We start from the raw sequence: 25,024 nt of genomic DNA, 5'->3' as shown, positions 1-25,024 counted from the left end.
CCCTCGCGGCCCCCTCACGGCGTCATCTCCAGCGCCCGCACCCGGCGTTCCACCAGCCCCGGCAACGGCCGCCGGCGGGCCAGCGCGGCCGGCAGACGGCGTACCGCCTCGCTCAGGGCGAGGCGTGCCTCCGGGTCCGTACGGCCGTCCAGCGCCAGCCGCAGGGTGTGCGCGAAGGCGTGCCGGAGCGGGCGGCGCAGCCAGGCGGTGAGCAGGGCGTTGCGGCGTACGCGGGCGGTGCGGCCGGGGCGGGGGGCGCCGCCCGCGCCGTCGGGCACGTGCCGGGCGACGAGGGCGGGGCAGTAGGCGACGCCCCAGCCGCGTGCTTCGAGGTCCATGGCCAGCAGGGTCTCCTCGGCGCCGAAGTGGAGGACGGGGTGGTAGCCGCCGGCTTCCAGGAAGGCGTCCCGGCGGGCGACGGCGGCGCAGCCCAGGAAGCCGAGGACGGACGGTCCCGGCAGGTCGGGTTCACGGCCGAGCGGGGAGGCGGCGAGGACCGCGTTCAGCGGGTCGGCGTCGGCGTCGGCGTCCGTACCGACGAGGGTGCTGGCGGCGGCCAGTCCCAGCCGGGGGTGTGCCGCGAACACCTCGGCGGCGCGGGCCAGGGCGCCGGGTTCCCACCAGGAGTCGTCGTCGCTGAACGCGACGAGCGGTGTGTCGAGGGCGGCGGCACCGTACGTACGGCCGACCGCGCCGAGGTTGCGGCCGGGGGTGAGGACCCGTACGGCGGGGAAGCGCGCGCGGACGGCGTCCGCGGTGCCGTCCGACGAGCCGTTGTCCACGACCACGACGGGCGGTGCTTCGGGCAGCCGCGTCACCCGCTCCAGCGTGCCGAGCAGGCGCTCGCGGCGGTCCCGGGTGATCATGACGATGCCCACCAGGGGCGCCGGCCGGGCGCCCGGCGCGGCCACGGCGTCCGGCGCTTCCGCCGTCCGCGCAGTCACGGCCGGTACCCCGGGCCGGGCGCCGCCGCGCGGGCCGCCCGCCGGGCCAGCGCGGTCGTGGACCGGCCGTCCAGGTAGGGCAGGACGAGCGCCTGGCCGCCCCACTCGCGCAGGGTGGCCGCCTCTGGGAGCGCGTCCACGGAGTAGTCGCCGCCCTTGACCCACACGTCGGGCCGCAGCCGCCGCAGCAGTTCGACGGGGGAGTCCTCGTCGAAGACGGCGACGGCGTCGACGCTGCCCAGCCCGGCCAGGACGCGGGTGCGGTCCGCCGCCCGGGTGAGCGGCCGTCCCGGACCCTTGAGGCGGGTGACGGACGTGTCGGAGTTGACGCAGACGATGAGGCAGTCGCCGATCCGCCGGGCGCTCTCCAGCAGGCCCACGTGCCCGGCGTGCAGCAAATCGAAGCAGCCGCCGGTGGCGACCACCGTCCCGCCCCTGGCCTGCACGGACCGGGCCAGTTCGAACGGGTCGGCGGGCCGTTCCGGCGCCGGCCGGTCCGGTGGCGGAGCGGTGCGCCACAGGGCGCGGTTGCCCGCGCCGCCCGCCGCGACGAAGGCGGCGGCCTCGGCGACGGCCCGTTGTACGGCCTCCTCGGGCAGCGCGCCGTCGGCCAGCGCGGCGGCCGCCGTGGCGGCGAAGCAGTCGCCCGCACCGCACGGGTCGCCGTCGGCCCGGTACGGCGCGGGTACCAGCATCGGCGAGTCACTGCCCGCCCTGGCCAGCAGCGCGCCGCGCACGCCGAGCGTCACCGCGACGGCCGCCGCCCGCCATTCGGCGGCCAGTTGGGCACCCCGTACGGCGCAGGCGCGCAGCGACCGGTCCTCGCCGGAGGTCAGGGCACGGGCCTCGGACGCGTTGGGCGTGACCAGCCGCGCCCCCGGTACGGGCGTGCCGCCCTTGGGGTGCGGGTCCCACAGCAGCGGGACCCGGCGCGCCACCTCGGCGAGCAGGCCGTGGACCGCCGCCGCCGTACCGCGCCCGTAGTCGGCGACGAGGACGGCGCGGGCCCCGGCGAGCGTCTCGCGCACCGCGGGGCCGGGCTCGCCCGGCCGTCCGCCGCCGCGGTCGAACCGCACCAGGGGACGGCCGGAGGCCATCACCCGCGTCTTCTCGGGGAGCCGGCCTTCGAGGGGGATCTCCACCAGGCGTACGGTCCCGCGCAGCGCGCGCCGTACCGCCTCGCTCGCCGGGTCCGGGCCCAGCGCGGTCACCAGGACCACTTCGCGCCCGGACCGCGCGGCGAGCGCGGCGGCCAGACCGGCGCCGCCCGGCCGGCTGCGGTCGTCGGTGACGTCCACGACGGGGGCGGGCGCGTCCGGCGCCAGGCGCGAGGCGTCACCGTCGATGTCCCGGTCGAGGAGGACGTCACCCACGACCACCAGAGGCTGACGGTTCCTCATGACCGCCTCCCGGGCGCGTCGGCACGGCGGGCGTTCACAGCGCGCCGTCCCGGTCCGCCACCGCGACTTCCAACGGGACGCCCGCCGCGGCCTGTGCGGCCCGGGGCGCGCCGCTGACGGCGTCGAAGTGCTCGCACAGGATGTGCACCGCGATCAAGTGCGCCTCCTGGACGGTCGCGCTGCTCGGGGAGTCCACGCACACCGCTTCGTCGGCGGCGTCGGCCAGCGGGTTGGGCCGGGGGCCGGTCAGCGCCCAGACCCGCAGTTCGGCGTCCCGCGCGGTCTCGGCGGCGGCCAGCAGGTTGTCGCTGCGGCCGGAGGTGGACAGCAGCAGGAGCACGTCGCCGGGGCGGCCGTGTGCGGCGACCTGCCGGGCGAAGACCTGCCCGAAGCCGTAGTCGTTGCCGATGGCGGTGACGCTGGAGGTCTCGGCGTGCAGTGCGATGGCGGAGTAGGCGGGGCGGTCCTGCTGGTAGCGGCCGACCAGTTCGGCCGTCAGGTGCTGGGCCTGGGCGGCGCTGCCGCCGTTGCCGGCGGCGAGCAGCCGGCCGCCGACGGGCAGCACGGTGCCGAGGTGGGTGCCCCACTCGGCCAGCCGGCGCAGGCTGTTCCGGCGCAGGGTGCTTATCGCGTCCTGGAGCGACTGGCAGTGGCGGTGGGCGGCGTCAAGGGGTTGGCTCATGGTCGTCGGGCTCCCGGGGCGCCGGTGGCGCTGGGGCCCGCACCTCCTTCGTACGTCTGCGGCGGGGACAGGGCGTTGGACGGCGACGAGGGACAGTCGGGGAGGGCCGCGGTGCCGGACCGGCCGGGCAGCGGGCGCGCGGCCGGTGGTCACACCACCTCGGTGACGGCGGCGGGCCGCGGGCTCAGGACACCGAGGTAGACGGCTTCGGTGCCGGCCGCGACCTGTTCCCAGCCGTACCGGGCCAGCACCCGGCGGCGGCCCGCGGCGCCGCAGGCGGCCCGTACCGCGCCGTCCCGGAGCAGTTCGCCGACGGCGCGGGCCAGCGCCGCCGGGTCGCGGGGCGGCACCAGCCGCCCGCAGTCGGGGTCGGACACGGTGTCCAGCTGCCCGCCGACGGCGGTGGCCACGACCGGTGTGCCGCAGGCCATGGCCTCCAGCGGCACGATGCCGAACGGCTCGTAGTCCGCCGGGCACAGCACCACGTCGGCGGCGCGCAGCAACTGCGGTACGTCCTCGCACCGCACGCCGCCGGTGAAGCTCACCCGGTCCGCGACCCCGGCGGCGCGCGCCAGTCCGCGCAGCCGCCGTATCTCGGGGTCCTGGTCCGTCCGGTCGGCGGGCGGCCCGCCGGCGATGACGAGCTGGGCCTCGGGCAGCCGGGCCAGCGCGGCGATGGAGACCTCGGCGCCCTTGCGCGGGACGAGCCGGCCGAGCTGGAGGAGCAGCGGGCGCCGCGTTCCGTGGTCGGCGGCCGGCCCGTCGGGGGTGAAGCGCGCTGTGTCGACCCCGCACGGCACCACGTCTATCTTGCTCGCCGTGATGCCCATCCGGCCCAGTTCGGTGACCTCGTCCCGGCAGGTGGCGATCACCCGGTGGCAGCCCTCGCCGACCGCTGTCTCGTCGGTGACGCGGGAGCGCGGGCTGGTGTCGGAGTCCCGTTGGTGGCGCCGCTTGACGGTGCCCAGGGCGTGGTACGTGTGGGCCAGCGGCAGCCCCAGTTCGCGGGTGGCGCGCAGCGCGGCCAGGCCGGACATCCAGAAGTGCGAGTGGACCACGTCCGGCGCCCGGTCCCGCCACTGGGCGGCGAGGAAGTCGCCGAACGCCGGCATGTACGGCAGCAGCGCGTCCTTGGGGACGTGCCGCGGCGGTCCGGCGGGGACGTGCCGGACCCGTACGCCGGGCCGCAGCACGACCTCGTCCGGCGGTTCGGCGGAGTCCCGCCGGGTGTACACGGTCACCCGGTGCCCCCGGTCGGCCAGCGCGCCGGCCAGGCGCGCGACATGGACGTTCTGGCCGCCCGCGTCGACGCCGCCGAGGACCGCCAGCGGGCTGGCGTGCTCGGACACGAGCGCGACGGACAGGCGCGGGCAGGTGTCGGGCGAGGTCATGCGGACACCTCCGTGAGGACACGCTCCCAGTCGTGCAGGAAGCGCTTGAGCCCGTACCGCTCCAGCGCCGCCTGGCGGGCCCGCGCGCCGTCCTCGGCCGCCGCGTCGGGGTCCTCCAGGTACATGCGGGCGGCCCGGGCCAGGATTTCGGGCCGGTTGGAGAGGGTGCCGGTGCCGGGCAGCACGGCCTCGGCGGCCTCGGTGGTGGCCAGGGCCACCACCGGCATCCCCAGGTGCATGGCCTCCAGGAGCGACAGGCCGAGCGAGGTCCAGCGCACCGGGTGCAGGTAGAAGCGGCGCTGCGCCATCGCCTCGTGCAGTTCGGCCTGCGGGAGGTCGGCCGTGCGGCAGCGGTCCGGGGGCAGGCCTAGGTGTGCGGCGAGCCCGTCGGTGCGCATGCCGAAGACGTCCAGCGGGGCGGCTTCGGCCAGTGCGGGCAGCAGGTCGGTGCCGACCGTACGGCCGCGGCGGACCGGCTCGTTGGTGACGACGGCGGCCCGGGCGAGCCGGCCGGTGTACTGGTGGCCGGGGTCGACGATGCCGTGCTCGATCACTTCCGTACGGGTGCCGCCGCTGTCCCAGAACAGCCGGTTGAAGTGGGTGACGTGGACGAGAACCAGGTCGTCGCGGTCGGCGCACGGGTGACGGGTGTGCGGCACGTCGCCGTCCGGCGCGTTGTGCTCCAGGTAGACGGCGGGTACGTCCCGGCCGGGACGGCGCCCGCCCAGCCAGCGCTCCGCCAGGTCGGCCTCGTGCGGCCGTTGCAGCACGACGAGGTCGACGGGGGCGTGCCGCAGTTCCGCCGGGGTCTGCTCGACCACCGAGTCGGGCCAGGGGAAGGTACGGGCCCGGCCCAGCCCGTCGGGGCCGCGGTCCGGGGTGACCGGCACCAGGTAGGTGTGCGGTCCCTGGACGAACGCGGTCGTCCAGGAGCCGTGGACATGCCAGAGCAGGATGTTCATACGGTCGCACCTCTTTCGGTGTCGGTCGCGGACCGGGCGGATTCGGGAGCGGACCGGGCGGACCCGGTCGCGGGCCGGGTGCCGCTCTTCCGCGGGGGGTCGGCCGGGCGGGTGGTCCGGTGCGCGCCGCGTACGGTGCCGTCCGGCGGCCGGCCGGGGCCGGTCAGCCGGGACACGGCCGCGAGCAGCGCGGTGTCGCTGACCGTGTCGAGACAGGGGTGGCCGGGCACCGGGCACCGCCGGGCGCGGCTGCCCGCGCACGGCGCCTCCTGGTCGCCGAGCAGGACGTGCGGCACCCCGTACGGGGCCCACAGCCGCGCCGGGACCACCGGCGCGAACAGGCAGACGACGGGCGTCCCCACGGCCGCGGCCAGGTGTGCGGGACCGGTGTTGCCGACGACCACCGCCCGCGCGCGGGCCAGCACCCCGGCGAGCTGGTGGGCGTCGGTGCGCCCGCCGAGGTCCAGTGCGTGGCCGCCCGCGACGGCGGCGGTCAGGTCCCGTTCGCCGGGCCCGCCGGTGACGATCACCCGGTGGCCCGCCGCGCTCAGCGCGCCCGCCGCCCGCGTCGCCCGCGCCGCGCTCCACGCGCGGGCCGGCACGGCGGCGCCCGGGTGCAGCACGACGTACGGGTCGCCGCCGGTCAGCGGCGTGGTGTCGGGCGGCGGGAGGACACCCAGGGCGCCGTCGTCGTCCGGCGGCAGGGCGAAACCGGCGTCCCGCGCCAGGTCCAGCGCGGCCTCGGCCTCGTGCCGCTCCGGCCTGCGGTGGTGCCGCAGGTCCAGCAGGGCGCCCGGATAGTCCACGCTGTCCGCCGCGACCCAGCCGATCCCGGCGAGCTTGAGCAGCAGTGCCGCGGGCAGCGGGCTCTGGTGGTACGACACGAGCACCAGTGCCCGGTCGAACCGGCCCGCCGCGAGGGTGTCCACCAGCGCCTCCGTGACCTGCCGGTCCACCGGCGCGGGCCGCAGGCCCACCCACGGAGCGTCGTGCACGATCACCTCGTCCACCCCGGGCAGCAGCCGTGCCGCACGCTCGCCCAACGGCCCGCACAGCAGCGCCGTGTACGAGGAGCCCGCCGCCACGGCGCGTACCGCCGGACCGGCCAGCAGCACGTCGCCCGCGCTGTCCAGCCGCACGACGAGGGTGCGCGGGGCCGTGCTCATACGGCGCCCTCCCCGTCACCCGGGCCGTACAACAACAGCCGTACGGCGCCCGGCAGATCACAGGCGTACTCCGGCGCCGCCGTGACTTCCTCCGCGCGCGTCACCGGCGTCGGCACGAGCACCCCGCGCGCGCCGGCGGCCCGCGCCGCGTCCACGTCGGCGCCGATGTCGCCGACCACGGCGGTCCGCGCGGGGGAGACACCGAGGAACGCGCAGGCCGCGAGGACCAGACCGGGCGCGGGCTTGCGGCAGCCGCAGCCGTCACCGGGCCCGTGCGGGCACACCGCCCAGACGCCGAACGGTCCGAGCCGGTCCTCGACTTCCTGCCGTACGGCCGCGACTTGCGCGCCGCTCAGCAGACCGCGCGCAACGCCGGACTGGTTGCTCACCACGCCCACCGCCAGACCGCACGCCCGAACGGCGTCCAGGGCCGCGCGCGCTCCGGGCATCGGCTCCACCAGCGCCGGGTCACCGTTGTACGGCACGTCGGCCACCAGCGTCCCGTCCCGGTCGAAGAGCACCGCCTCCAGCGGGCCCGTGCCGCCGGACGGCCGCGCCCTCGCGGGCACCGGTACCGGCACCCGCGCCGGAGCACTCCGCCCCGGCGCGTACAGCCACAGACGCCCGGTCCCCTCGCGGCCCACCGCCGGAGCGGCGACCGCCGTGGCACCCTGATCCCTGTCCCTGCCCACGGGCTACACCCGCTCCGGAACCGGCTGCGGCTCGGCCAGCGGCGCGGCGGGCGCCGGCCGGACGCTCAGCGGCGCCACCCGGCGGTGCCGCACCAGCCCGCGCAGCCAGTGCCCGACGGCGGCCGACGGGATGAGCGCGCTGGTCACCGCCATCGTGACCACCTCGTCCCGGGTACGGGGCCCCGGCGCGATCCGCGCCCACGCGAACTCCGCCGTCCCGCCCAGCCAGGCCCCGGCGAGCGCCAGCGCCGCCCCGCGCCGCCCGGCCACGGCACAGGCCAGCGAGGCCCCGGCCGCCGCCGTCACCGCCAGGTGCCACGGCAGCCGGCCGCGCGGCGCGTCCGCGTGGTGCCACCAGGCCCGGCCGTGCTTACGGGTCATCAGGACGTCGTCGGCGTTGCCCGCCTGGAGCCGTACGGAGACCCAGCGGCCGGCCGGCCGCACCGGATGCGTGGTGCGGCGGGTGCCGGCCGCCAGCGTCCAGCCGGCCGCCAGGACCCGCAGCGCCAGGTCGGCGTCCTCCCGGAAGGCGCGCCGGAACCGCTCGTCGAAGCCGTCGACGGACTCCAGCGCGTCCCGCCGGTACGCCATGTCCGCGGTGATCCACTTGGCGGTGGCCAGCCCGGCCGTGTTGCGCTCCCAGTCCGTGGACCGGCGCTCCGGTGGCACCGGTACGGCGATGCGCGCGGTGATCCCGGCTGTCCGCGGTGACGCGGCGGCGAGATCGGCGGCCAGGTCCGTGCCCCAGGTGGGTCCGGGCACCACGTCGTCGTCGAGGAAGACCACCCACGGCGTCGCGTCCGCCGCCCGCCAGCCGGTGTTGCGGGCCGCCGCGGGCCCCCGCGCGCAGCCCGGCACGACCTTCGTACGGTCGCGCAGCGCCTCGGGGATCTCGGCCGGCAGCGGGGTGCAGTCGTCCAGCGGCCGGTCGTCCACCAGCACCACCTGGAGCGGTGGCGGGCCCTCGGCCTCTGCCAGTGCCCGCAGGCACGCCGTCAGGCTGGGCCGCCCGAGGGTGGGGATCACCACAGCGTGGTCGGCGGCGGTCGGCGAGGTCATCGGACCGCCCCCTCACCGCTGCCCGCGACCGGCGCCTGCACGGGCCGCGCCAACTGGTCGTACGAGGTGGGCGCGACCTCCTCCTCGGTCCCGGCCGGGATGGACAGCACCTCGGCGCGGTGCGCCGACCGGGTCCCGGCGGCGAAGAACGCGTCCCGCCGTACCGCGAACGGCCCGATGGCCAGCAGGTCGACGGGTGTGGAACCGAAGCACTCCAGCGCGTCCCTCGGGTCGTCCACCATCGGGCGGCCCGCGGTGTTCAGGCTCGTGTTGACGACGACGGGCAGCCCGGTCAGCCGCTCGAACTCCGCCAGCATCCGGGCCACCAGCGGCTCGTCGTCCCGGTCCACGGTCTGGATACGGGCGGTGCCGTCCACGTGCACCACGGCCGGGATGCGCTCCCGCCACTCCTTGGCCACGTCGTGCACGAAGAGCATGTACGGGCTGGGCAGCTGGCCGTCGAAGATCCGGCCGGCCCGGTCGGTGAGCACCATCGGCGCCACCGGCCGGAACTGCTCACGGCCCTTGACGTCGTTGAGCCGCTCCAGATTCGCGGAGTGACCGGGGTGCGCCATCAGGGAGCGGTGGCCGAGCGCCCGCGGACCGTACTCCGAACGCCCCTGGAACCACGCGACGACGGCGTTCTCCGCCAGCGCCTCGGCGACGGTCGCGGCGATGTCCGCCGGCCGCTCGAAGGGCACGGCGGCGGTCCGCAGCCACGCCTCCAGCTCCGTGTCGGACCAGCCGCGGCCGAGGTCGGCGCCGGGCATCGGCGCGGGCTCCTCGCCGCCCTGGGCGCTCAGCAGCAGCGCGCCGCCGAGCGCGGTCCCGGCGTCACCGGCCGCGGGCTGCACCCACACCCGGCCGAACGGCCCCTCGCGCGCGATCCGCGCGTTGGCGACGCAGTTCAGCGCCACCCCGCCGGCCAGCGTCAGCACGCTGTCGTGCGTGCGGCCGTGCAGCCAGCGGGCCAGGTCCAGCAGCGTCTCCTCCAGGACGAGCTGGGCACTGGCGGCGAGGTCGGCGTGCGCCTGGCTCCACGGCTCGTCCGGATGGCGCGGCACGCACAGGTCGCTCCACGGCACGTGCGCGGCGTGGAAGCCGCCGTCGCCGGTGGGATACACGTAGCGGCGCAGCTCGGGCAGCATCCGGGGGGTGCCGTACGAGGCGAGCGCCATCACCTTGAACTCGTCGCAGGAGCGCAGGAATCCGAGGTGCGCGGTCAGCTCCTCGTAGACCAGGCCGAGCGAGTGCGGCAGCTCCTGCCCGTGCAGCGGCTCCAGCTTGCCCTGGACACGCTGCGCGGCCAGGTGCGAGGTCGCCTCGCCGCGGCCGTCGAGCACGAGCACCGAGGAGCTGTCGGCGTCCGGCGCGCCGAACGCGGCGGACGCGGCGTGCGCCATGTGGTGCGGCACGTACCGGACCCGCTGCGGGTCGAGCCCCGGCAGCGCGGTCTGGAGGAATCCGGGGGCCTCGCGCGCGTACGTCAGGCGCAGGTGGTCCCAGGGGTCGTCCAGGCCCATCTGGTCGGCCGGCCGGGCGAGCCGGGGGTCGAAGGAGTACGCCACCGCGTCCAGGTCCTCGGGGCGCAGGCCGGCCGTGGCCAGGCACCAGGCGGCGGCCTGGTCGGGTGTCTCCCAGGCGGAGAAGGGCAGCGGCCGCTTGCCGTGTTTACGCCGGGAGAAGCGTTCCTCTTCGGCGGCGGCCACGGTCTGCCCGTCGACGACGAGGGCGGCGGCGGGGTCGTGGAAGAGCGCGTTGATGCCGAGAATGCGCATGGGGTTTCGCTGGCCTTTCGTCGGGGTGGACGGCGCCCGGCCCGCCGCCCGGTCTCGGCCGGGACGGCCGCACGCCGCGGGCTCCGGCCCCGGGACGGCCGGAACCGGAGGCGGTGTCAGGTCCCTTGCCGCTTGCGGAACCACGCGACGGTGCGCGCCAGGCCGTCCCGGTGCGCCACTTCGGGCTCCCACTGGAGCTTGCCGCGGGCCATCGTGATGTCGGGGCAGCGGACCGCGGGGTCGTCGGTGGGCCGCTCGATGTACCGGACCGGGGAGCGGGAGCCGGTCAGTTCGGTGATCAGGTGGGCGAGTTCGAGCATGGTGATCTCGACCGGGTTGCCCAGGTTGACCGGTCCGCGCAGGTCGGAGGCGGCCGCCGCGAGGATGCCCCTGACGGTGTCGTCCACGTGGCACAGGGACCGGGTCTGCAGCCCGTCCCCGGTGACGGTGAGCGGCTCCCCGGCCAGCGCCTGCCGGATGAACGTCGGCACGGCGCGGCCGTCGTGGCCCCGCATCCGCGGCCCGTAGGTGTTGAACAGCCGCACGATGCCGGTGTCGGTGCCGTGGGTGTTCGCCTCGGCCGTGGTCAACGCTTCCCCGAAACGTTTCGCCTCGTCGTACACGCTGCGCGGGCCGACCGGGTTGACGTTGCCCCAGTAGGTCTCGCTCTGCGGATGCTGCTGCGGGTCGCCGTAGACCTCGGAGGTCGACGCGAGGACGAAGCGCGCCCCGTGCGCCCGCGCCACGGCGAGCGCGTTGCGCGTGCCGAGGCTGCCGGTGTCCAGCGTGTGCAGGGGCAACCGCAGGTAGTCGGCGGGGGAGGCCGGGGAGGCGAAGTGCAGGACGAGGTCCACGTCGGGCCCGATCCGGAACGGCTCGGTGACGTCGGCCTCCACGAATGTGAACCCGGGTATCCCGCGCAGCGGGGCGATGTTCTCCGGCGCTCCGGTGCTCAGGTCGTCGACACAGGTGACGCAGGCGCCCTGGGCCAGCAGTGCGGTGCACAGGTGCGAGCCGACGAAACCCGCACCGCCGGTCACCACGGCGTGTTTCCAGTTCCGGGAAAGAGCGGCGTTCATGGGACTCCCTCGACTAGGGGTTTGCCCCGAATCGGGTGCCTCGCCTGCTTCAGGAAAAACGTGACGCTAGGCGAACCTGCGTCCCGTCATGACCTGTCTTATGGTGAAAAGTCGCCTTCCCGGAAACCGCCGACGCCCGTCCGGCCGCCCCCGGGCCGAACGCCCCCCGGCAACAGGCGGCATCGCGTACGCATCCGGGCACGCCCCCGGCGCGTCCCCGGGGACAACCGCCGCCCCACAGTCACCCGTACGGCTGGGCCAGGCACCGCAGCAGCCCGTCGAGCAGCCCGCCGCCGCCCGGCCGGACCGTGTGCCGCGCGGCCCGGGCCCGGCCCCGCTCCGACAGGCACCAGGCCAGCAGCCGGTCCAGCTCCGCCGCGCCCGCCTGCTCGCAGCGCAGCACCGCGGGCCAGCCCAGCGCCGCCGCCTGCGCGGCGACCTTCGCGCCGCCCGCGACGGGATCCACGGCGAGCGCCGGGGTGCCCGCCCGCAGTGCCAGGACCATGCCGTGCAGCCGGGTGGTCACCACCACGTCCAGCCGGGCCAGTACGGCGTGGAGTTCGTCCGGCGTCGCGGGCAGCCGCCAGTCGCGCGAGTCCAGGCGGGTGTCCATCGGCAGACGCGCCGCCTCGACCGTGCGCAGCCAGTCCGTCAGTACGTCGCCGACCTCGGTGTGCCGGCGGCGGGCACCGTACTCGTGCTGCCCGCCGGTCAGGACGACGCCGACGAGCGGCAGGCCCGACGCCGCCGGAGCCCGCAGGCTCAGATCCTGCGCCCCGGCCGGCTGCCCGGCGGTGTCGCGGGGCAGCACGTCGTCGAAGCGGGTCACCGCCGGATCGTCCGGATCGGGTACGGACACGCCGACGGCCACCCGGCGGCACCCCGCGAACCGGTCGTGCAGCGCGAGCAGCGGACTCGGCCCGCCGTCCGGCGGAGGACGGGAGTGCACCGGGCCGCAGGCGAAGACGAGATCGCTGTACCGGGCGGGATCGGCGCCGTCCAGGTGCAGCGCGCCCGGCCGGAACACCGGCGACCAGGCCGTGTCGTACGCGAACCCGGCACCGTCCAGCGCGTCCTGCACGGCCTCGGCCGCCAGCATGTCGCCGGCCGTCACCTCGCCGTGCAGAAAGCTGAACCACCCGGTCAGCAGGACCCGCGACGGGCGGCCTCCGGTCACGGCGCCGCCCGCACGGAAGCCCTGGCGGAGGCCCCGGCGGCGCGCCGTGCTCCCGGCGCCCTCACAGCACCGGCGCCGCGACCGGCCGCTCCGGAACCCGGACGGGCTCGGGCAGCCGCGCCACGGCCGTCAGCACCTCAGCCGCCGTGATCCGCAGCAGCCGCCGGTCCGGCTGGTCGCCGTGCGCGTCCCCGGGGCGGGCCCGGTCCAGGTGGCCCGGGTGCCACAGCACCTGGTGCCGGGGCACTTCGGGCGGGCCCCACAGCCGCGGCGCGACCGGGCCGAAGAGCACGACGGACGGCGTGCCGAGGGCGCTGGCCAGGTGCGCGAGCCCGGTGTCGCCCACGATCACCGCACGGGCCCCGGCGACCAGCGCCGCCAGCTCCCCGAACGGCACGTCCGCCGTACCGCCCAGCACCGCCGACGGCGGCAGCCCCGCCTGTGCGGCGACCTGCCGGGCGAGCGGCCCCTCACCGTCACCCGCCGTGACGACCACCCGGCGCCCCGCCCGGTGCAGCGCGTGCGCCACCGCGGCGAACCGTTCCGGCGGCCAGCGGCGCGCCCCGGCGTCCGCTCCGGGGTGCACCACGACCGCGCCCGGCGCGGGGGAGGGCTCCGCAGGCGCGCCGATTCGCAGATCCCCGGGGTCCGCCGGAATGCCGTACCAGGTCAGCAGCCGGCACCAGCGGCTGCGCTCGTGCTCGTCCTCGCGCCAGACCGGACCCGCGATCCGCGGGGTGGCCGGATGCGCGTACGCGAGCAGCCGGGCCGGGCGCAGCGCCTGCAGCGGCAGGTGGCTGGCGGGCCCGTTGCCGTGCAGATCCACGGCGACGGCGGGCGGCGGCCCGGTCCAGTCGATCACCCGCGGCACGCCGCGGGCGGGCGCCGACGCGGGCAGCAGCCGGTCGACCACGCCCGTGGCCGCCGCGGCCGCGCCGAGCCGCGAGGGCGCCGCCAGCACCAGCTCGTGCCGCGGATGGGCGGTGCGCAGGGCCCGCAGCGCGGGCACCGCCGTCAGCAGGTCCCCGAGCCCGAGCGCCCTGAGCACCAGGATGCGGGGCCGGTCGGGCAGGCGGAGCGGATCACGCGGGCGAGAGCTGCGGGCCGGGGCCATAGGGGTGCCTCCTCGGCATTCCAGCGAGCCCCGACGACGCCGGATCCCCGGGCGCGGGGCAGTACGGGACAGCGCGGGCCCGCCTCCAGGGCACGCCCCGCTGCACTCCAATGTGCGGGCGGTGGGGGCGGGGCGCGACCGGGGGGAGTCCTTCCGTCGTCACAGGTTCACCCGCAGCCGGTCGAGTGGGCTGCCGAAGGGGGACGGGCCCGGTACGTACCTGTGATCCGGGCCCGTGATCCGGGCCAGGAGAAGGGAGCGCGACGACGAGGCCTGACGCCACCGTCCGTCTGCCGGCCGAAGCCAAGGAGCGACTGGCCGCCGCGGCTGCCGCCGAAGGGTTGTCGTCGCGGGCACATCGTCCTCGACGACACGGCCATGTCCAAACGGTGACTGGGCCGCCCGGTCCGCGTACTCGATCTCGCGCCCTGATCCGGGCGCCGCTCCGGGCGCTCCGGTTTCGGCTGTTCGGGCCCGGCCCCGGCTCGGTTCGGTCCCGGCGCTCGGCCCCGGCTCGGTTCGGTCCCGGCTCTCGGCCCCGGCTCGGTCTGGGGGCGCGGGCTTCCGTGCGGCTGCGTTTGGGTAAGCCCCCGGTGGGGGGATGTGGGGGTGCGCCCCGTAAGGCGGGTGGCTCGCTCCCGCCCGGCCTGTTCCCGGCCGGGTCCTGGCGCGAGTGGGGGATGTGGGGGTGCGTCCCGTTAGGCGGGTGGCTCGCCCCCGCCCGGCCCGCTCCCGGCCCGGTCCTGGCGCGCAAGCTTTGGCCCGGCCCGGCCTGGCCCTGTTCGCCCCGGCCCGGCCCCAACGCCCTCTGCCCCGGCTTCGCCGCCTCCGGCTCCGGTCTCGCCGCCCCGTAGGCTCCCGGCCGCCCCGAGCCCCGGCCGCCCCGAACCACCTCTGTGAGCAACCCCACCCACCCCCGCCACCCCTTGCGGCACACGGGATCCACGGGCCTCGCACGCCTCCACGGCACGACCGGCTCCCGGCCAAGTGTTCCCCCGGCCGGGAGCCGTCTGTGAAGATGTGACATTGCTGTGCCTGAGAGGGTCCGTCGCCACGGACCGGGAGAGGCCGGCATTCCGACCGAATCGGTGCCCACGCCGCACGCAGACGTGCCCCGTGCCCGCCGAGCCGCGCTCCGAGCCTGCTGGGCTCTTCACGAAGTTTCTGCCGCTGTGTCTTCTTCCGTCCGTTCCGCTGCCCGGGTCCCGGCGCAGGCGGATTCTCACGCAACGATTCCCGCTCCGGAAACCCCCGAAACAGTCGAAACCGAAAAAAATGTCCGCCGACGCGCCGGCGGTTTCCGGTACCTCCTGGGCCGCAAGGCCAAGGGCGACGGCGGCGACCACGCGCCGTGGCGCTCCCTGCGGTACCGCAGCATGCGCTGGTGGTCGGTGGCGAACCTGGTGTCCAACGCCGGCACCTGGATGCAGCTCACCGTGCAGAACCTGCTGGTGCTGCAGCTCACCGGCTCCGCCGCGGCCACCGGTCTGTCGCTGTCCGTACAAGCCGGGCCCGGCCTGATCATGGGCCTGTTCGGCGGCGCCGCCGTGGACCGCTGGCCGCGCAAGCTCACCGCCGGGCTGAGCCAGGCCGTACTGGGCCTGGTCGCCTTCACGACCGCGGCCCTGGTCGCGACCGGCCAGCTCAACTACGGGCTGCTGATGGCGCTGGCCGCCGTCACCGGCCTGATCGCCACGATCGACGGGCCCGCCACCGCCCTGCTCGGCAACGACCTCGTACGGCGGGAGGACGTGCCGTCCGCCATCGCGGTCGGCTCGCTGGTGCACAGCGTCGGGCGCCTCGGCGGTACGGCCCTGGCGGGTGTCGCCGTCGGCTTCCTGGGCGCCGGTGCCGCCTATGCGGCCAACGGCGTGTCCTTCCTGTTCGTCGCGGCCGTCATCCCGTTCCTGCGGCCGGTCGGCGAGGCGTTGCGGGAGCCCGCGAAGTCCTCGCAGGCCACCGAGAAGGCCGTGGAGGCCGTGGGCGCGCCGGAGGAGGAGATCGGCGACCGGGCCAGGGACGGGCTGGCGTTCTTCCTGCGCCGCCCGCGCCTGGTGGCGCTGGCCGCCATCACCGGGCTGAGCGCGATCTTCGGCCGTAACTACCAGCTCACCCTGGCGGTCCTGGTCACCGGCCCGCTGGCGGCGGGCGCCGGAGCGTTCGGCACCGTCTCCTCGGTGCTGGCCGCGGGCGGCATCGTCGGCGCGATCCTCGCCGCCCGGCTGCGCAACCCGTCGGTCAAGCTGGTCGGCGCGCTGGCCGCCGCCGGTGCGCTGCTCCAGGTCTTCGCCGGGCTGTCGCCGTCGCTGATCGTCCTGCTCGTCCTGGTGCTGCCCATGTCGGTGGTCGAGTCGGTCTCCGACACGGCCGGTACGACGGTGCTCCAGACGGACCCGCCCGCGAACATGCGGGGCCGGGTGCTGGGCGTGTGGCGCAGCGCGAGCACGGTGTGGGGTCTGGTGGCGCCGCCGCTGCTCGGCCTCCTGATGGAGGTGGCCGGTGCCCGGGGCGCCCTGGTGGCCGGCGGTCTGATCATCGCCGTGGCGATCGGCGCGGGCGCCCTGCTGCGCTCCCGCCGGCAGATCACCTGGCTGGCACCGGCGCCCGCCCCCGCCGTGGCGGCGGACTACCGGTCGGTGGCCTGAGGGACGCTCCGGGGGCCGGGGGACGGATGTCCCGCCGGCCCCCGGAGGCTGTCACCGGCCCCGCGGGGCGCCGCTCACCGGTTGCCGGCTCATCGGTCGTCGGCTCGCCGGTGGCCGGCTCATCGGCTGTCGGCTCACCGGTTCCCGGCTCACCGGTTCTTGAAGACGGCCTTCTCCACCTCGGCGGGGTTCTCGTAGCTCTTGCCGGGGATGTGGGAGATCTTGTCCATCATCTGCCTGCCCGCGTGGTTGCCTTCCGCACAGGAGACCAGGTCGTCCTTGCTCGCCGGGTAGTGCGCGCCCTTGAGTGCCTTCTGGAGCTCGATCGGGTTGGTGTCGCTCATGGGTTCCTCCGACTGACGGGGGTGGGGTGCCGTCCGGCGGACTGCCGGGCGGCCGCCCCTCCGGTACCCGGGCAATAAGGGATTAATCGGACAGGTGTCCCGCGTGTGGAAACCCCTGCTTCCGCACCGCTCCGAGCCGCCCACCAGCCCTCCCGCCGCCGCGAGCGGACCGCTGCCCACAGTGGCCCCGGGGTTTGCCGCCCTTCCCGCGGGTACCCGCGTGCCTCGCCGGACAGTGAGCCCGAGGAGGAGCCCGGTGAGCGAGAAGAACATCTTCGTACTCGGCCTGGAAGAGGCCAATCTGCCCGCACTGCACGACGTTCCCGACGCGGACCGGTACCGCTTCCATCCGTTGCTCACCGTCAAGGAACTCCAGGTCGGCGAGGTCTCCGTACCCGACCTCCTGGACAAGGCCCAGCAGCTGCTGGACGCGTTCGACGGCAGCGTCGACGCCATCGTCGGCTACTGGGACTTCCCGGTCAGCACCCTCGTACCGATCCTGAGCGAGCGCTACGGCACCCGCAGCACCAGCCTCGAATCGGTCGTCAAGTGCGAGCACAAGTACTGGAGCCGGCTGGAGCAGGAGAAGGCCGTCGACACCCACCCGCGCTTCGGCCGCGTCGACCTGCACGCGGACCCGCCGCGTCCGCCCGAGGGTGTCGCATTCCCCATGTGGCTCAAGCCCGCCCTCGCGTACTCCTCGGAGCTGGCCTACGGCGTCAAGGACGAGACGGAGTTCGGCATGGCCGTCGAGAAGATCCGCAAGGGCATCGGCCGGGTCGGCCAGCCCTTCGAGGACATCCTCGACCGTCTCGACCTTCCCCCGGAGATGGCGGGCGTCGGCGGGCAGGTCTGCCTCGCGGAGGAGGCCCTGTCCGGCATCCAGGTCGCGGTCGAGGGCTACGTGCGCGACGGCGAGGTCACGGTCTACGGCGTCCTGGACTCCATCGACTACCCCGGCAGTTCGTCCTTCCTGCGCCACCAGTACCCCTCGACGCTCCCCGAGGCCGTGCTGCACCGGCTGCGCGACGCCTCCGCCCGCGTGATGCGGCAGATCGGGATGCAGGAGGCCACGTTCAGCATCGAGTACTTCTACGATCCGCACACCGACGTGATCAACGTGCTGGAGGTCAACCCCCGGCACTCCCAGTCGCACGCCGAACTCTTCCAGTACGTCGACGGCGCCCCCAACCACCACGCCATGCTGCGCCTCGCCCTCGGCGAGGACCCGTCGATGCCGCACCGCGAAGGCCGCTACCGGACGGCCGCCAAGTGGTACTACCGCTGGTTCGCCGACGGCGTCGCCCGCGCGGTGCCGTCCCGGGAGGAGATCGAGCGCATCGAGCGGGAGATCCCGGGCACGCGGATCCATGTGATCCCCGAGCCGGGCCAGCAGCTGTCGGACATGGAGCAGCAGGACTGCTACAGCTTCGAACTGGCCCATGTCTTCACCGGGGGCGACAGTGAAGAGGAGCTGCGCGAGAAGTACGACCACTGCGTGGCGGCCCTGCACCTGGCCTGCGAGAAGGCCGGAGCCGCCGGCCCGGAGAGCTGAACCGGCGCGGCCGGCCCGCCGGCCGCGCCGACCGCACGACAGCAAGGAGAAGGTCGCCCCATGCGCTTCGTGAGCAATCTGCCCTGCGCGACGACGGAGGAGGACCACGTCACCGTCCCCGTCTCCGACGGCACCCGCCTGTCGGCGCGCATCTGGCGCCCGAAGGCGTCCGACGAGGAACCGGTTCCGGCGGTGCTGGAGTACATCCCGTACCGCAAAGGGGACCTGACCGCCGTACGCGACTCGATCCACCACCCCTACATCGCCGGCCACGGTTACGCCTGCGTCCGCGTCGACCTGCGCGGCACCGGCGAGTCGGAGGGCGTCCTGGAGGACGAGTACCTGGAACAGGAACAGGCCGACGCCGAGGACATCCTCGCCTGGCTGGCCGGCCAGCCCTGGTGCGACGGGAACACCGGCATGATGGGCCTGTCCTGGGGCGCCTTCGCCGCCCTCCAGGTCGCCGCCCGGCAGCCCGAGAGCCTGCGCGCCATCGTCATCGCGTCCTTCACCGACGACCGGTACGCCGACGACATGCACTACATGGGCGGCCAGCTGCTCTCCGACAACCTCGCCGAGGCCGGCACCATGTTCGCCTACGCCACCTGCCCGCCCGACCCGGCCGTGGTCGGCGGCCGCTGGCGCGAGATGTGGCGCGAACGCCTGGAGCACACCGAGCCGTGGGCCCTGAACTGGCTGCGCCACCAGCGCCGCGACGACTACTGGCGGCACGCCTCGGTCTGCGAGGACTACAGCTCCGTACGCTGCCCGGTCCTCGCCTCCAGCGGCTGGGCCGACGGCTACTCCAACGCCGTGACGCGGCTGCTGGCCGGCCTCGACGTGCCGCGCAAGGGCCTGATCGGCCCCTGGTCGCACAAGTTCCCCCATCTGGGTGAACCCGGGCCCGCGATCGGCTACCTCCAGGAAGTCGTGCGCTGGTGGGACCACTGGCTCAAGGGCGCCGACAACGGCGTCATGGACGGGCCGATGCTCAGCGCCTGGATGCAGGACAGCGTGCCGCCGTCCACGTCCTACGAGACCCGGCCCGGCCGCTGGGTCGGCGAGCCGGACTGGCCCTCCCCGCACATCCGCTCCGTCGCCCGCCCGCTCTTCCGGCACCGCATCGGCGCCGACGGGGAGGAGTGCGGCGACCGCGAGTGCAAGGTGCTGACCGTGCAGTCGCCGCTGTCCGTCGGCCAGTTCGCCGGCAAGTGGGCCTCCTACAACGCCCCGCCGGACCTGCCGTACGACCAGCGCGAGGAGGACGGCGGCTCGCTGGTCTTCGACAGCGACCGGCTCACCGACCGGGTCGAGATCCTCGGCTCGCCCACCGTCGAACTCGACCTGTCGGTCAGCGAACCGGTCGCCATGGTCGCCGCCCGCCTCACCGACGTGGCCCCCGACGGCCGGGCCACCCGCGTCACCTACGGAGTGCTCAACCTCGCCCACCACGAGACGGTCGGCGAGCCGGAGCTCCTGGAACCCGGCCGGCGCTACCGGGCCACCGTCCAGCTCAACGGCGTCGCCCAGGCGTTCCCGCCCGGCCACCGCATCCGGCTGTCGCTGTCCACCTCGTACTGGCCGCTGGCCTGGCCGCCGCCCCGGCCCGCCATGCTCAGCGTCCACGAGGGCAGCAGCACCCTGACCCTGCCGGTACGGCCCACCACCGAACCGGACCGGCTGCCCCCGCGCCCGTTCGGCGAGCCGGAGGGCGCCCGGCCGCTCACCGTCACCCAGCTGACCCCGCCGGAGGAGCGCTGGGACGTCAAGCGCGACCTGGTCGGCTACACCTCCGAGCTGGAGATCGTCAAGGACCGCGGGCTGGCCCGGCTGGAGGACACCGGCATGGAGGTCGGGCGGCGCGCCTACGAGCGGTACGCCACCGTCGCCGACGACTTCACCTCCGCCACCGGCGAGACCCTGTGGACCATGCGTTTCCGGCGCGGCGACTGGGACGTCCGGGTGGTCACCCACCAGAAACTGCGGTGCTCGGAGAAGGAGTTCCACATCGACGCCACCCTGGACGGCTACGAGAACGACCGGCGCGTCTTCTCCCGCACCTGGAACGAGACACTGCCGCGCGACTGCCTGTGACGACACGGACGGCAGGAGGACGCGACTGCGCGACTGCCGGTGAGAGGAGCTACGGTCGGCCCGTGCGCCTGCTGCTGATGTCCGACACCCACCTGCCCAAGCGCGCAAAGGCCCTGCCGCCGGAACTGCTGGAGCAGGTGGCACGCGCCGACGTGGTCGTGCACGCCGGGGACTGGGTGGACACCGCCACCCTCGACCTGCTGGAAGAACGCTCCCGCAGGCTCGTCGGCGTGTACGGCAACAACGACGGCCCCGACCTGCGCGCCCGCCTGCCGGGGGTGGCGTACGCCGAACTCGGAGGGCTGAGCTGGGGTGTGGTCCACGAGACCGGCCAGAAACAAGGCCGCGAACGCCGCTGCGCCGAGCAGTACCCGGACCTCGACGTCCTCGTCTTCGGCCACAGCCACATCCCCTGGGACACCACTACCGAGGACGGCCGCCTGCGCCTGCTCAACCCCGGCTCCCCGACCGATCGCCGGCGGCAGCCGTACTGCACGTACATGACGGCGCGGGTGGCGTCGGGCCGGCTCACCGAGGTGGAGCTGCATCGGCTGCCGTTGCGTCGCGCGACGTCATTTTCCCAGGGAGACCCAGCACGCCGTTGATTCCTGGGACTGTAAAACCGTCATGAGTGTCTCCACGGTAGGAGAGCTCTTCGGCTCGAAGGCGCTGGTCATGATGAGCAGCAGGCCGCCGTGCCGCTGCACCAGCGTGACATGTTCCTTGAGGGCAGGAGCCCACCAGGCCTCGAATACAACCGATACCGCCACTTCGCCTTCTCTGACGAAAGCCCGTGCAGGGGAATCTGGTGTGCGAGCCGGAAAGCCGGCTTGAAGAGGTCGAAGGTGAAGAGGGGCGCACAGGGGTGACTGCGGGCCGTACCTGGCGGTCGGCGTCCAGACCTGATCCTCCAGGATCAGATGAGCCGCCTCCAAAGCGGGGTTCACAACTAGGGCTGGAACCAGCTGTCCATCCGCCGGTACCGCGGCGGTGAACGCCTCCCAGCTCATTCCTGCTTCCTTCGCGACGGTCACGAGGGCGGATTCATTCCACCGCGGGTACCTGCACAGACCGAAGTGAAACAGCCTTGCGTCTGCAGTTGTGTACTGGTCGTCCACGTACAGCGCGGGCACACCGTCCTGCAGGGGGTACCCGCAGTCCAGGCAGTCTCCGGCCCATAGGGTCCGCATTAGGTGCTGAATGCCCTCTTCGCCGAGCTTGTTTCGAGTATCCAGACTCACAGCGAGATGCCGCAGACCGGGGTGACCGTCCGGTGCGTCGACGACGTGCCAGTCCACCGAGCAGCCTTTGGAACGGGCCTGGTTCCACCACTCATCGCCTGCCTGGACGTCGCCGAAAGAGTAAGCGGTCACTCCGGCCATCAGATAGCCGACTGGCTCCCCCAGTCGGCCTTGTGTGACCGCCGCGTTGTACGCCTTGGACACGTAGGCATTCGCCGCTTCGTGGTCCTCCTTGCGCAAGAGAACGCCGGCGTACGACAATGCCGCGTAGGGAACCGCCGCGCCGTCGGCCGCGATACGCAAGGCCGCCACCGCTTCTTCCGACTGCCACTGCGAGGACAGCCAGTCGGAATACAGCAGTGCGCTCCCGGGGTCACCGGCCTCGGTCCCGCGTTTCCACAGATTCGTCGCTTCCTCTCGGTTCCCCAGCTTTTCATGGACCAAGCCGAGGGCGCCAATGGACGACAATTCACCGCGCTCGATGGCCAGTGTGTACCAGTCGTGTGCACTCGCCAGATCACCCCGCATGACACACAGCGCACCCATGTTGTGCGCACCAGTCGGATCACCGAGTTCCGAGGCGCGGCGGAAGTACGTCGCAGCTTTCTCGTGGTCGTTCTCCGCGGTCAGAAGAGCCCCGAGGTTGACCAGGGCCTCACGGTCGTCCACGGCCACGAGCGGACGCAGCACGTCTTTCGCGGTGTTCGGATGTCCGGCGACCCTGGCCACCGTCGACACCACTACGCGACGCGCGTCCTCCACGACGCGTAGCGCCTCGGCCCACACTTCCGCTGGTAGATCATTCGGCCGGGACCGGCGCGCGACATGGGACACCAGGTAGTCGCACGGCTTCCACGTCCCGCCCCGGCCAGGTACCAGCGGACTGGTCACGCCCAGCACGATCCGCCCCGCCCAGCGCCACGCCTCGTCCAGTCCTTCCGGCCGCAGCGCGGGACCGCCCGCCTGGTCGAGGTAGTGCTCATGCAGACGCTCCACGGCGTCGGGCGGCAGGGCGGAGTCCACGCCGGTGCGTACGAGGTCGATTGCGGCGGCGACGAGCGCGGCTCCTCGCGGGTTGCCTCTCACACGGGAAGCGGAGCGCCACAGCGTGAGCACCTGTGGGCCTGCCGCGAGATATTCGGCCACTCCGTAGGCCCTGTCAGACCTCAACGCCTCTACGATACGCGGATCAGTGCTGTGGGAAGCGCTCCGCCGTTCACTGTCGCACCAGATGCGCTCAAGGGGGAGGCGCTGTGCCCTGCGGAGTATCCGGGCCGGAGAAGAGGGAAGTCGGGGGTCGGTGCCCCGGGTCAGGAGCGGTGTGTCCTTGTCATCGGTGTAGTGCTCGTAGAACTCCGTGCGCAGTGTGGCGAGCACCAGGACCCGGCGGCGAACCAGCCCGTCGAGCAGTGACAGGGTCAGTCCGTCGGAGCGCAGGTAGTCCTGCAGGTCGTCGAGCCATACGACCCTGTCTTCGCCGCCGGTGAAGGAGGGGAGCGCGGACAAATCCGCATCGGGGTCGGGCATGCAGACCAGCCGGTCACCCAGCTTTCGGCGCATACTCTCGAAAAGGGAGCGGGTCTTCCCCGCCGCCGAATCGCCCGTCAGCAGGAGCATGCCGCCGGAGTCGGCCAGTGCGTCGAGGTGCGCGTCCAACTGGGCGTCGACGGCGCGGCCTACGTACTCGACCACTTGCGAATGGCCTGGAGCCTCTGGTGCAGGGTGAATTCCGAATCTCATCGGATCGGCTTCCCGGACCGGCTGCCAGATGAATTCGAAGGAGTCAGGAGGTGGTTGAGCAGCTTCCGCTACCGGACTGACGGCATCCACCAACTCCGGTCGCACCCCGGCCGCTTCCCACACCGCACGATCGAACGAGGGATCGCCGACCAGGATGGAGACCGGTACCGCTTCGACGCGGGCGTGTCCCCACTGCACAGGGTCACCGCACACCACGCCGATTAGGTACTCCCCGGCGAAGAGGCCGGCTCCCGACATCCCTTGCCACGGCGACGGAGACGAGCCATCTACGCTGGGCGGAGGGGAATGGGCGCTGTCCAAGACGTAACGACCACGCAAGAGCGAGGAGCCGGGCTTCAAAGTTCCGACGATCTGCTCGGTGTCCGGCCGCTTTCCCTCCCCGAGGGAAATCCGGGGGTAGCCGATCGCCTCGCAATTCTCCCAAGAAGCCAGGCTCGCGACCCTGCCCCACATGACGTCGGATATCGGGCATGTCGCCGGGGCAGCCACCAGGTCGTCGGCGGTTTCCAGTAACGCGGCGTCACACGACGCGTCCCGACGGCGCCACAAAAGCCGGCCGTGCTGGACGCCCGTACCGCCCGGAACGGCGACGCGGGCGCCCTCCGTCCCGTCGAAAAGATGGGCCGAGGTCAGAACCAGCCGCGAGGTGAGCAGGAATCCGCTGCCCTGCCGGGCCGCCTGCACCATGGCGACACGCTCGGCGGACCGGGCGCTCATGCACAGTGCCCTTCGAGCGGGGCGCCGAAAACCTCCATGCTCACGTCGTCCTGATGCCCGATCTCCACCGGCCTGCCGTCCCGGGAGTCCTTCGGTTTCAGCTTCACGGCCACCTTGTGGGTGGCGGTGCGGGCCGCTCCCGCCTGCACGTCACCGGACATGACCCAAGCCTTGAACCCGGCCTTGGCATGCGCGTCGCGGCGCAGTTCGACGGCGAACTCCAGGTTGATTTCCTCGACCTCGAACCTGATGGGCTGTCCGTCCGACGCATCCACGGCGGACATGAGCTGATCCCTCAGCCCCTGCACAGCCGCGGTGAGTTCCACGTTCTCCAGAGGGTCCTGCGTGCCCATACCTTCCCCCGCTCCGACAGCCCGGGCGGCCGTCGCCATCACAAATCCGTGGCAGCGAACGTAGCATTCGGAGCTGCCAGGCGCGGGCGGTACGGGAGGTCATGCTGCCAGTGCCCGCAACTCCCGTCCCACCACCTCGGCGTACCGCCGCACCAGCAGCCGGGCGAGTTCCGGCGCCGGGCCGAGAACATCGGCGAGGACATCGGCCCCGGCCTCCTCGGCGCCGCGGGCGATGCGGTCCGGGAGGCGGCCGGGGGCGATCACGTACGGGGCCACCGCCACCCGTTCGGCGCCCTCGGCCCGCAGGGCCCGTACGGCGTCGGCCGTGCGGGGGAGGGAGGCGGAGGCGAACGCAGGCCGCACGGCGTACCAACCGGTGGTACGCCGCCACTCCCGCGCGATTTCAGCGATCACTGCGATCGCCTCCGGGTCGGAGGAGCCCGCCGAGGCCAGCACGACCCCGGTCGAGCGCCGGTCGCCGGGCCGCAGCCCGGCCTCGGACAGCCGCCGGTCCAGCGCGGCGGTCAGCAGCGGGGACGGGCCGAGGACATCGGCCCGGTGGACGGTCAGGCGGGGCAGCCGCGCGCCGGCCTCCCGCAGCACCGCCGGAATGTCCGTCTTGGCGTGGAACGCCCGGGTGAGCAGCAGCGGCAGGGCCACCACGTCCCGTACGCCGTCCGCCGCCAGCCGCTCAAGGGCCCGGGGCACGCCCGGCGCGTTGAAGTCGAGAAAGGCGACCTCGGTACGCAGGCCGGGGCGCAGCGCCCGTACCCGCGCGCAGAGCGCGGTGACGGCAGCCGCGTGCCGCGGGTCGCGGCTGCCGTGGGCGATGACGAGAAGGGCGGGGCGGGCGGATCGGGTGTCCATCGG

Annotated in this window: 20 protein-coding genes; 4 read left to right on the top strand and 16 right to left on the bottom strand. The window is 74.2% G+C overall.

Translation table 11 applies throughout. The features are described 5' to 3' along the window. Positions 1 to 14: 14 nt before the first annotated feature. The 12 genes from OEIGOIKO_RS08785 to OEIGOIKO_RS08730 all read right to left on the bottom strand — a co-directional run bounded on the left by OEIGOIKO_RS08785 (position 15) and on the right by OEIGOIKO_RS08730 (position 13,444). Positions 15 to 944: a glycosyltransferase family 2 protein gene (locus OEIGOIKO_RS08785; RefSeq protein ID WP_371858900.1), complete on the bottom strand. Its 930-nt coding sequence runs from the start codon at positions 942 to 944 to the stop codon at positions 15 to 17. Next, a complete protein-coding gene (gene rfaE2 / locus OEIGOIKO_RS08780; RefSeq protein WP_125053463.1) occupies positions 941 to 2,344 on the bottom strand; it encodes a D-glycero-beta-D-manno-heptose 1-phosphate adenylyltransferase in 1,404 nt (467 codons plus the stop codon). The genes OEIGOIKO_RS08785 and rfaE2 overlap by 4 nt, the downstream gene beginning before the upstream one ends. A gap of 34 nt (positions 2,345 to 2,378) precedes the next feature. Further along, a complete protein-coding gene (locus tag OEIGOIKO_RS08775; protein ID WP_125053461.1) occupies positions 2,379 to 3,026 on the bottom strand; it encodes a D-sedoheptulose-7-phosphate isomerase in 648 nt (215 codons plus the stop codon). A 149-nt stretch (positions 3,027 to 3,175) separates the two neighbouring features. Beyond that, positions 3,176 to 4,417 carry a glycosyltransferase gene (locus OEIGOIKO_RS08770; protein WP_125053459.1) on the bottom strand — a complete coding sequence of 414 codons (1,242 nt, stop codon included), beginning with the start codon at positions 4,415 to 4,417 and terminating at the stop codon, positions 3,176 to 3,178. After that, positions 4,414 to 5,379, bottom strand: coding sequence for a glycosyltransferase (locus OEIGOIKO_RS08765; protein ID WP_125053457.1), 966 nt, complete (start codon positions 5,377 to 5,379; stop codon positions 4,414 to 4,416). Before OEIGOIKO_RS08765 ends, OEIGOIKO_RS08770 begins: the two co-directional genes overlap by 4 nt. Continuing rightward, on the bottom strand, positions 5,376 to 6,545 hold the full coding sequence (locus OEIGOIKO_RS08760) for a glycosyltransferase family 9 protein (protein ID WP_246177276.1): 1,170 nt from the start codon (positions 6,543 to 6,545) through the stop codon (positions 5,376 to 5,378). The genes OEIGOIKO_RS08765 and OEIGOIKO_RS08760 overlap by 4 nt, the downstream gene beginning before the upstream one ends. Next, positions 6,542 to 7,237 carry a D-glycero-alpha-D-manno-heptose-1,7-bisphosphate 7-phosphatase gene (locus OEIGOIKO_RS08755; protein WP_125053455.1) on the bottom strand — a complete coding sequence of 232 codons (696 nt, stop codon included), beginning with the start codon at positions 7,235 to 7,237 and terminating at the stop codon, positions 6,542 to 6,544. The genes OEIGOIKO_RS08760 and OEIGOIKO_RS08755 overlap by 4 nt, the downstream gene beginning before the upstream one ends. Before the next feature lie 3 nt (positions 7,238 to 7,240). Next, positions 7,241 to 8,296 (bottom strand): glycosyltransferase family 2 protein, encoded by a 1,056-nt coding sequence (locus OEIGOIKO_RS08750; protein WP_125053453.1) that lies wholly within the window; start codon positions 8,294 to 8,296, stop codon positions 7,241 to 7,243. After that, positions 8,293 to 10,074: a carbamoyltransferase family protein gene (locus OEIGOIKO_RS08745; protein WP_125053451.1), complete on the bottom strand. Its 1,782-nt coding sequence runs from the start codon at positions 10,072 to 10,074 to the stop codon at positions 8,293 to 8,295. Before OEIGOIKO_RS08745 ends, OEIGOIKO_RS08750 begins: the two co-directional genes overlap by 4 nt. A 116-nt stretch (positions 10,075 to 10,190) precedes the next feature. After that, positions 10,191 to 11,153, bottom strand: a complete 963-nt coding sequence (locus tag OEIGOIKO_RS08740; protein ID WP_125053449.1) for a UDP-glucuronic acid decarboxylase family protein — start codon at positions 11,151 to 11,153, stop codon at positions 10,191 to 10,193. A 241-nt stretch (positions 11,154 to 11,394) separates the two neighbouring features. Next, positions 11,395 to 12,252, bottom strand: a complete 858-nt coding sequence (locus tag OEIGOIKO_RS08735; RefSeq protein ID WP_125058587.1) for a polysaccharide pyruvyl transferase family protein — start codon at positions 12,250 to 12,252, stop codon at positions 11,395 to 11,397. A gap of 139 nt (positions 12,253 to 12,391) precedes the next feature. Then, positions 12,392 to 13,444, bottom strand: a complete 1,053-nt coding sequence (locus OEIGOIKO_RS08730) for a glycosyltransferase family 9 protein (protein ID WP_125053447.1) — start codon at positions 13,442 to 13,444, stop codon at positions 12,392 to 12,394. 1,376 nt (positions 13,445 to 14,820) lie between these two features. Between OEIGOIKO_RS08730 and OEIGOIKO_RS08725 the strand changes: the two genes are divergently transcribed. Continuing rightward, a complete protein-coding gene (locus tag OEIGOIKO_RS08725; RefSeq protein WP_246177275.1) occupies positions 14,821 to 16,089 on the top strand; it encodes an MFS transporter in 1,269 nt (422 codons plus the stop codon). Positions 16,090 to 16,238: 149 nt separating this feature from the next. Here OEIGOIKO_RS08725 and OEIGOIKO_RS08720 read toward each other — a convergent pair whose 3' ends face one another. Further along, complete coding sequence (locus OEIGOIKO_RS08720; RefSeq protein WP_125053445.1) at positions 16,239 to 16,433, bottom strand: DUF2795 domain-containing protein; 195 nt, start codon at positions 16,431 to 16,433, stop codon at positions 16,239 to 16,241. A gap of 256 nt (positions 16,434 to 16,689) precedes the next feature. On the opposite strand from OEIGOIKO_RS08720, the gene OEIGOIKO_RS08715 reads away from it, so the two are divergent. From OEIGOIKO_RS08715 to OEIGOIKO_RS08705, 3 genes are all read left to right on the top strand, one after another. Further along, positions 16,690 to 17,988: an ATP-grasp domain-containing protein gene (locus OEIGOIKO_RS08715; protein ID WP_174857138.1), complete on the top strand. Its 1,299-nt coding sequence runs from the start codon at positions 16,690 to 16,692 to the stop codon at positions 17,986 to 17,988. A gap of 60 nt (positions 17,989 to 18,048) precedes the next feature. Further along, on the top strand, positions 18,049 to 20,082 hold the full coding sequence (locus tag OEIGOIKO_RS08710; protein ID WP_125053444.1) for a CocE/NonD family hydrolase: 2,034 nt from the start codon (positions 18,049 to 18,051) through the stop codon (positions 20,080 to 20,082). A gap of 62 nt (positions 20,083 to 20,144) precedes the next feature. Continuing rightward, positions 20,145 to 20,687 (top strand): metallophosphoesterase family protein, encoded by a 543-nt coding sequence (locus OEIGOIKO_RS08705; protein ID WP_125053442.1) that lies wholly within the window; start codon positions 20,145 to 20,147, stop codon positions 20,685 to 20,687. On the opposite strand, the gene OEIGOIKO_RS08700 is transcribed toward OEIGOIKO_RS08705, so the two are convergent. From OEIGOIKO_RS08700 to OEIGOIKO_RS08690, 3 genes are all read right to left on the bottom strand, one after another. Beyond that, a complete protein-coding gene (locus OEIGOIKO_RS08700; protein ID WP_125053440.1) occupies positions 20,655 to 23,801 on the bottom strand; it encodes a tetratricopeptide repeat protein in 3,147 nt (1,048 codons plus the stop codon). The two genes, OEIGOIKO_RS08705 and OEIGOIKO_RS08700, sit on opposite strands and share 33 nt — an antisense overlap. Next, on the bottom strand, positions 23,798 to 24,154 hold the full coding sequence (locus OEIGOIKO_RS08695) for a trypco2 family protein (RefSeq protein WP_125053438.1): 357 nt from the start codon (positions 24,152 to 24,154) through the stop codon (positions 23,798 to 23,800). Before OEIGOIKO_RS08695 ends, OEIGOIKO_RS08700 begins: the two co-directional genes overlap by 4 nt. Before the next feature lie 99 nt (positions 24,155 to 24,253). Further along, positions 24,254 to 25,021 carry a sirohydrochlorin chelatase gene (locus OEIGOIKO_RS08690; RefSeq protein ID WP_125053437.1) on the bottom strand — a complete coding sequence of 256 codons (768 nt, stop codon included), beginning with the start codon at positions 25,019 to 25,021 and terminating at the stop codon, positions 24,254 to 24,256. Between the last annotated feature and the right edge of the window lie 3 nt (positions 25,022 to 25,024).

The sequence above is a fragment of the Streptomyces paromomycinus genome (genome assembly GCF_003865155.1).
GTDB classification, from domain to species: Bacteria; Actinomycetota; Actinomycetes; order Streptomycetales; family Streptomycetaceae; genus Streptomyces; species Streptomyces chrestomyceticus.
The sequence above is the reverse complement of the archived record's forward strand: the minus strand, read 5'-3'. Positions and strand labels throughout refer to the sequence as shown.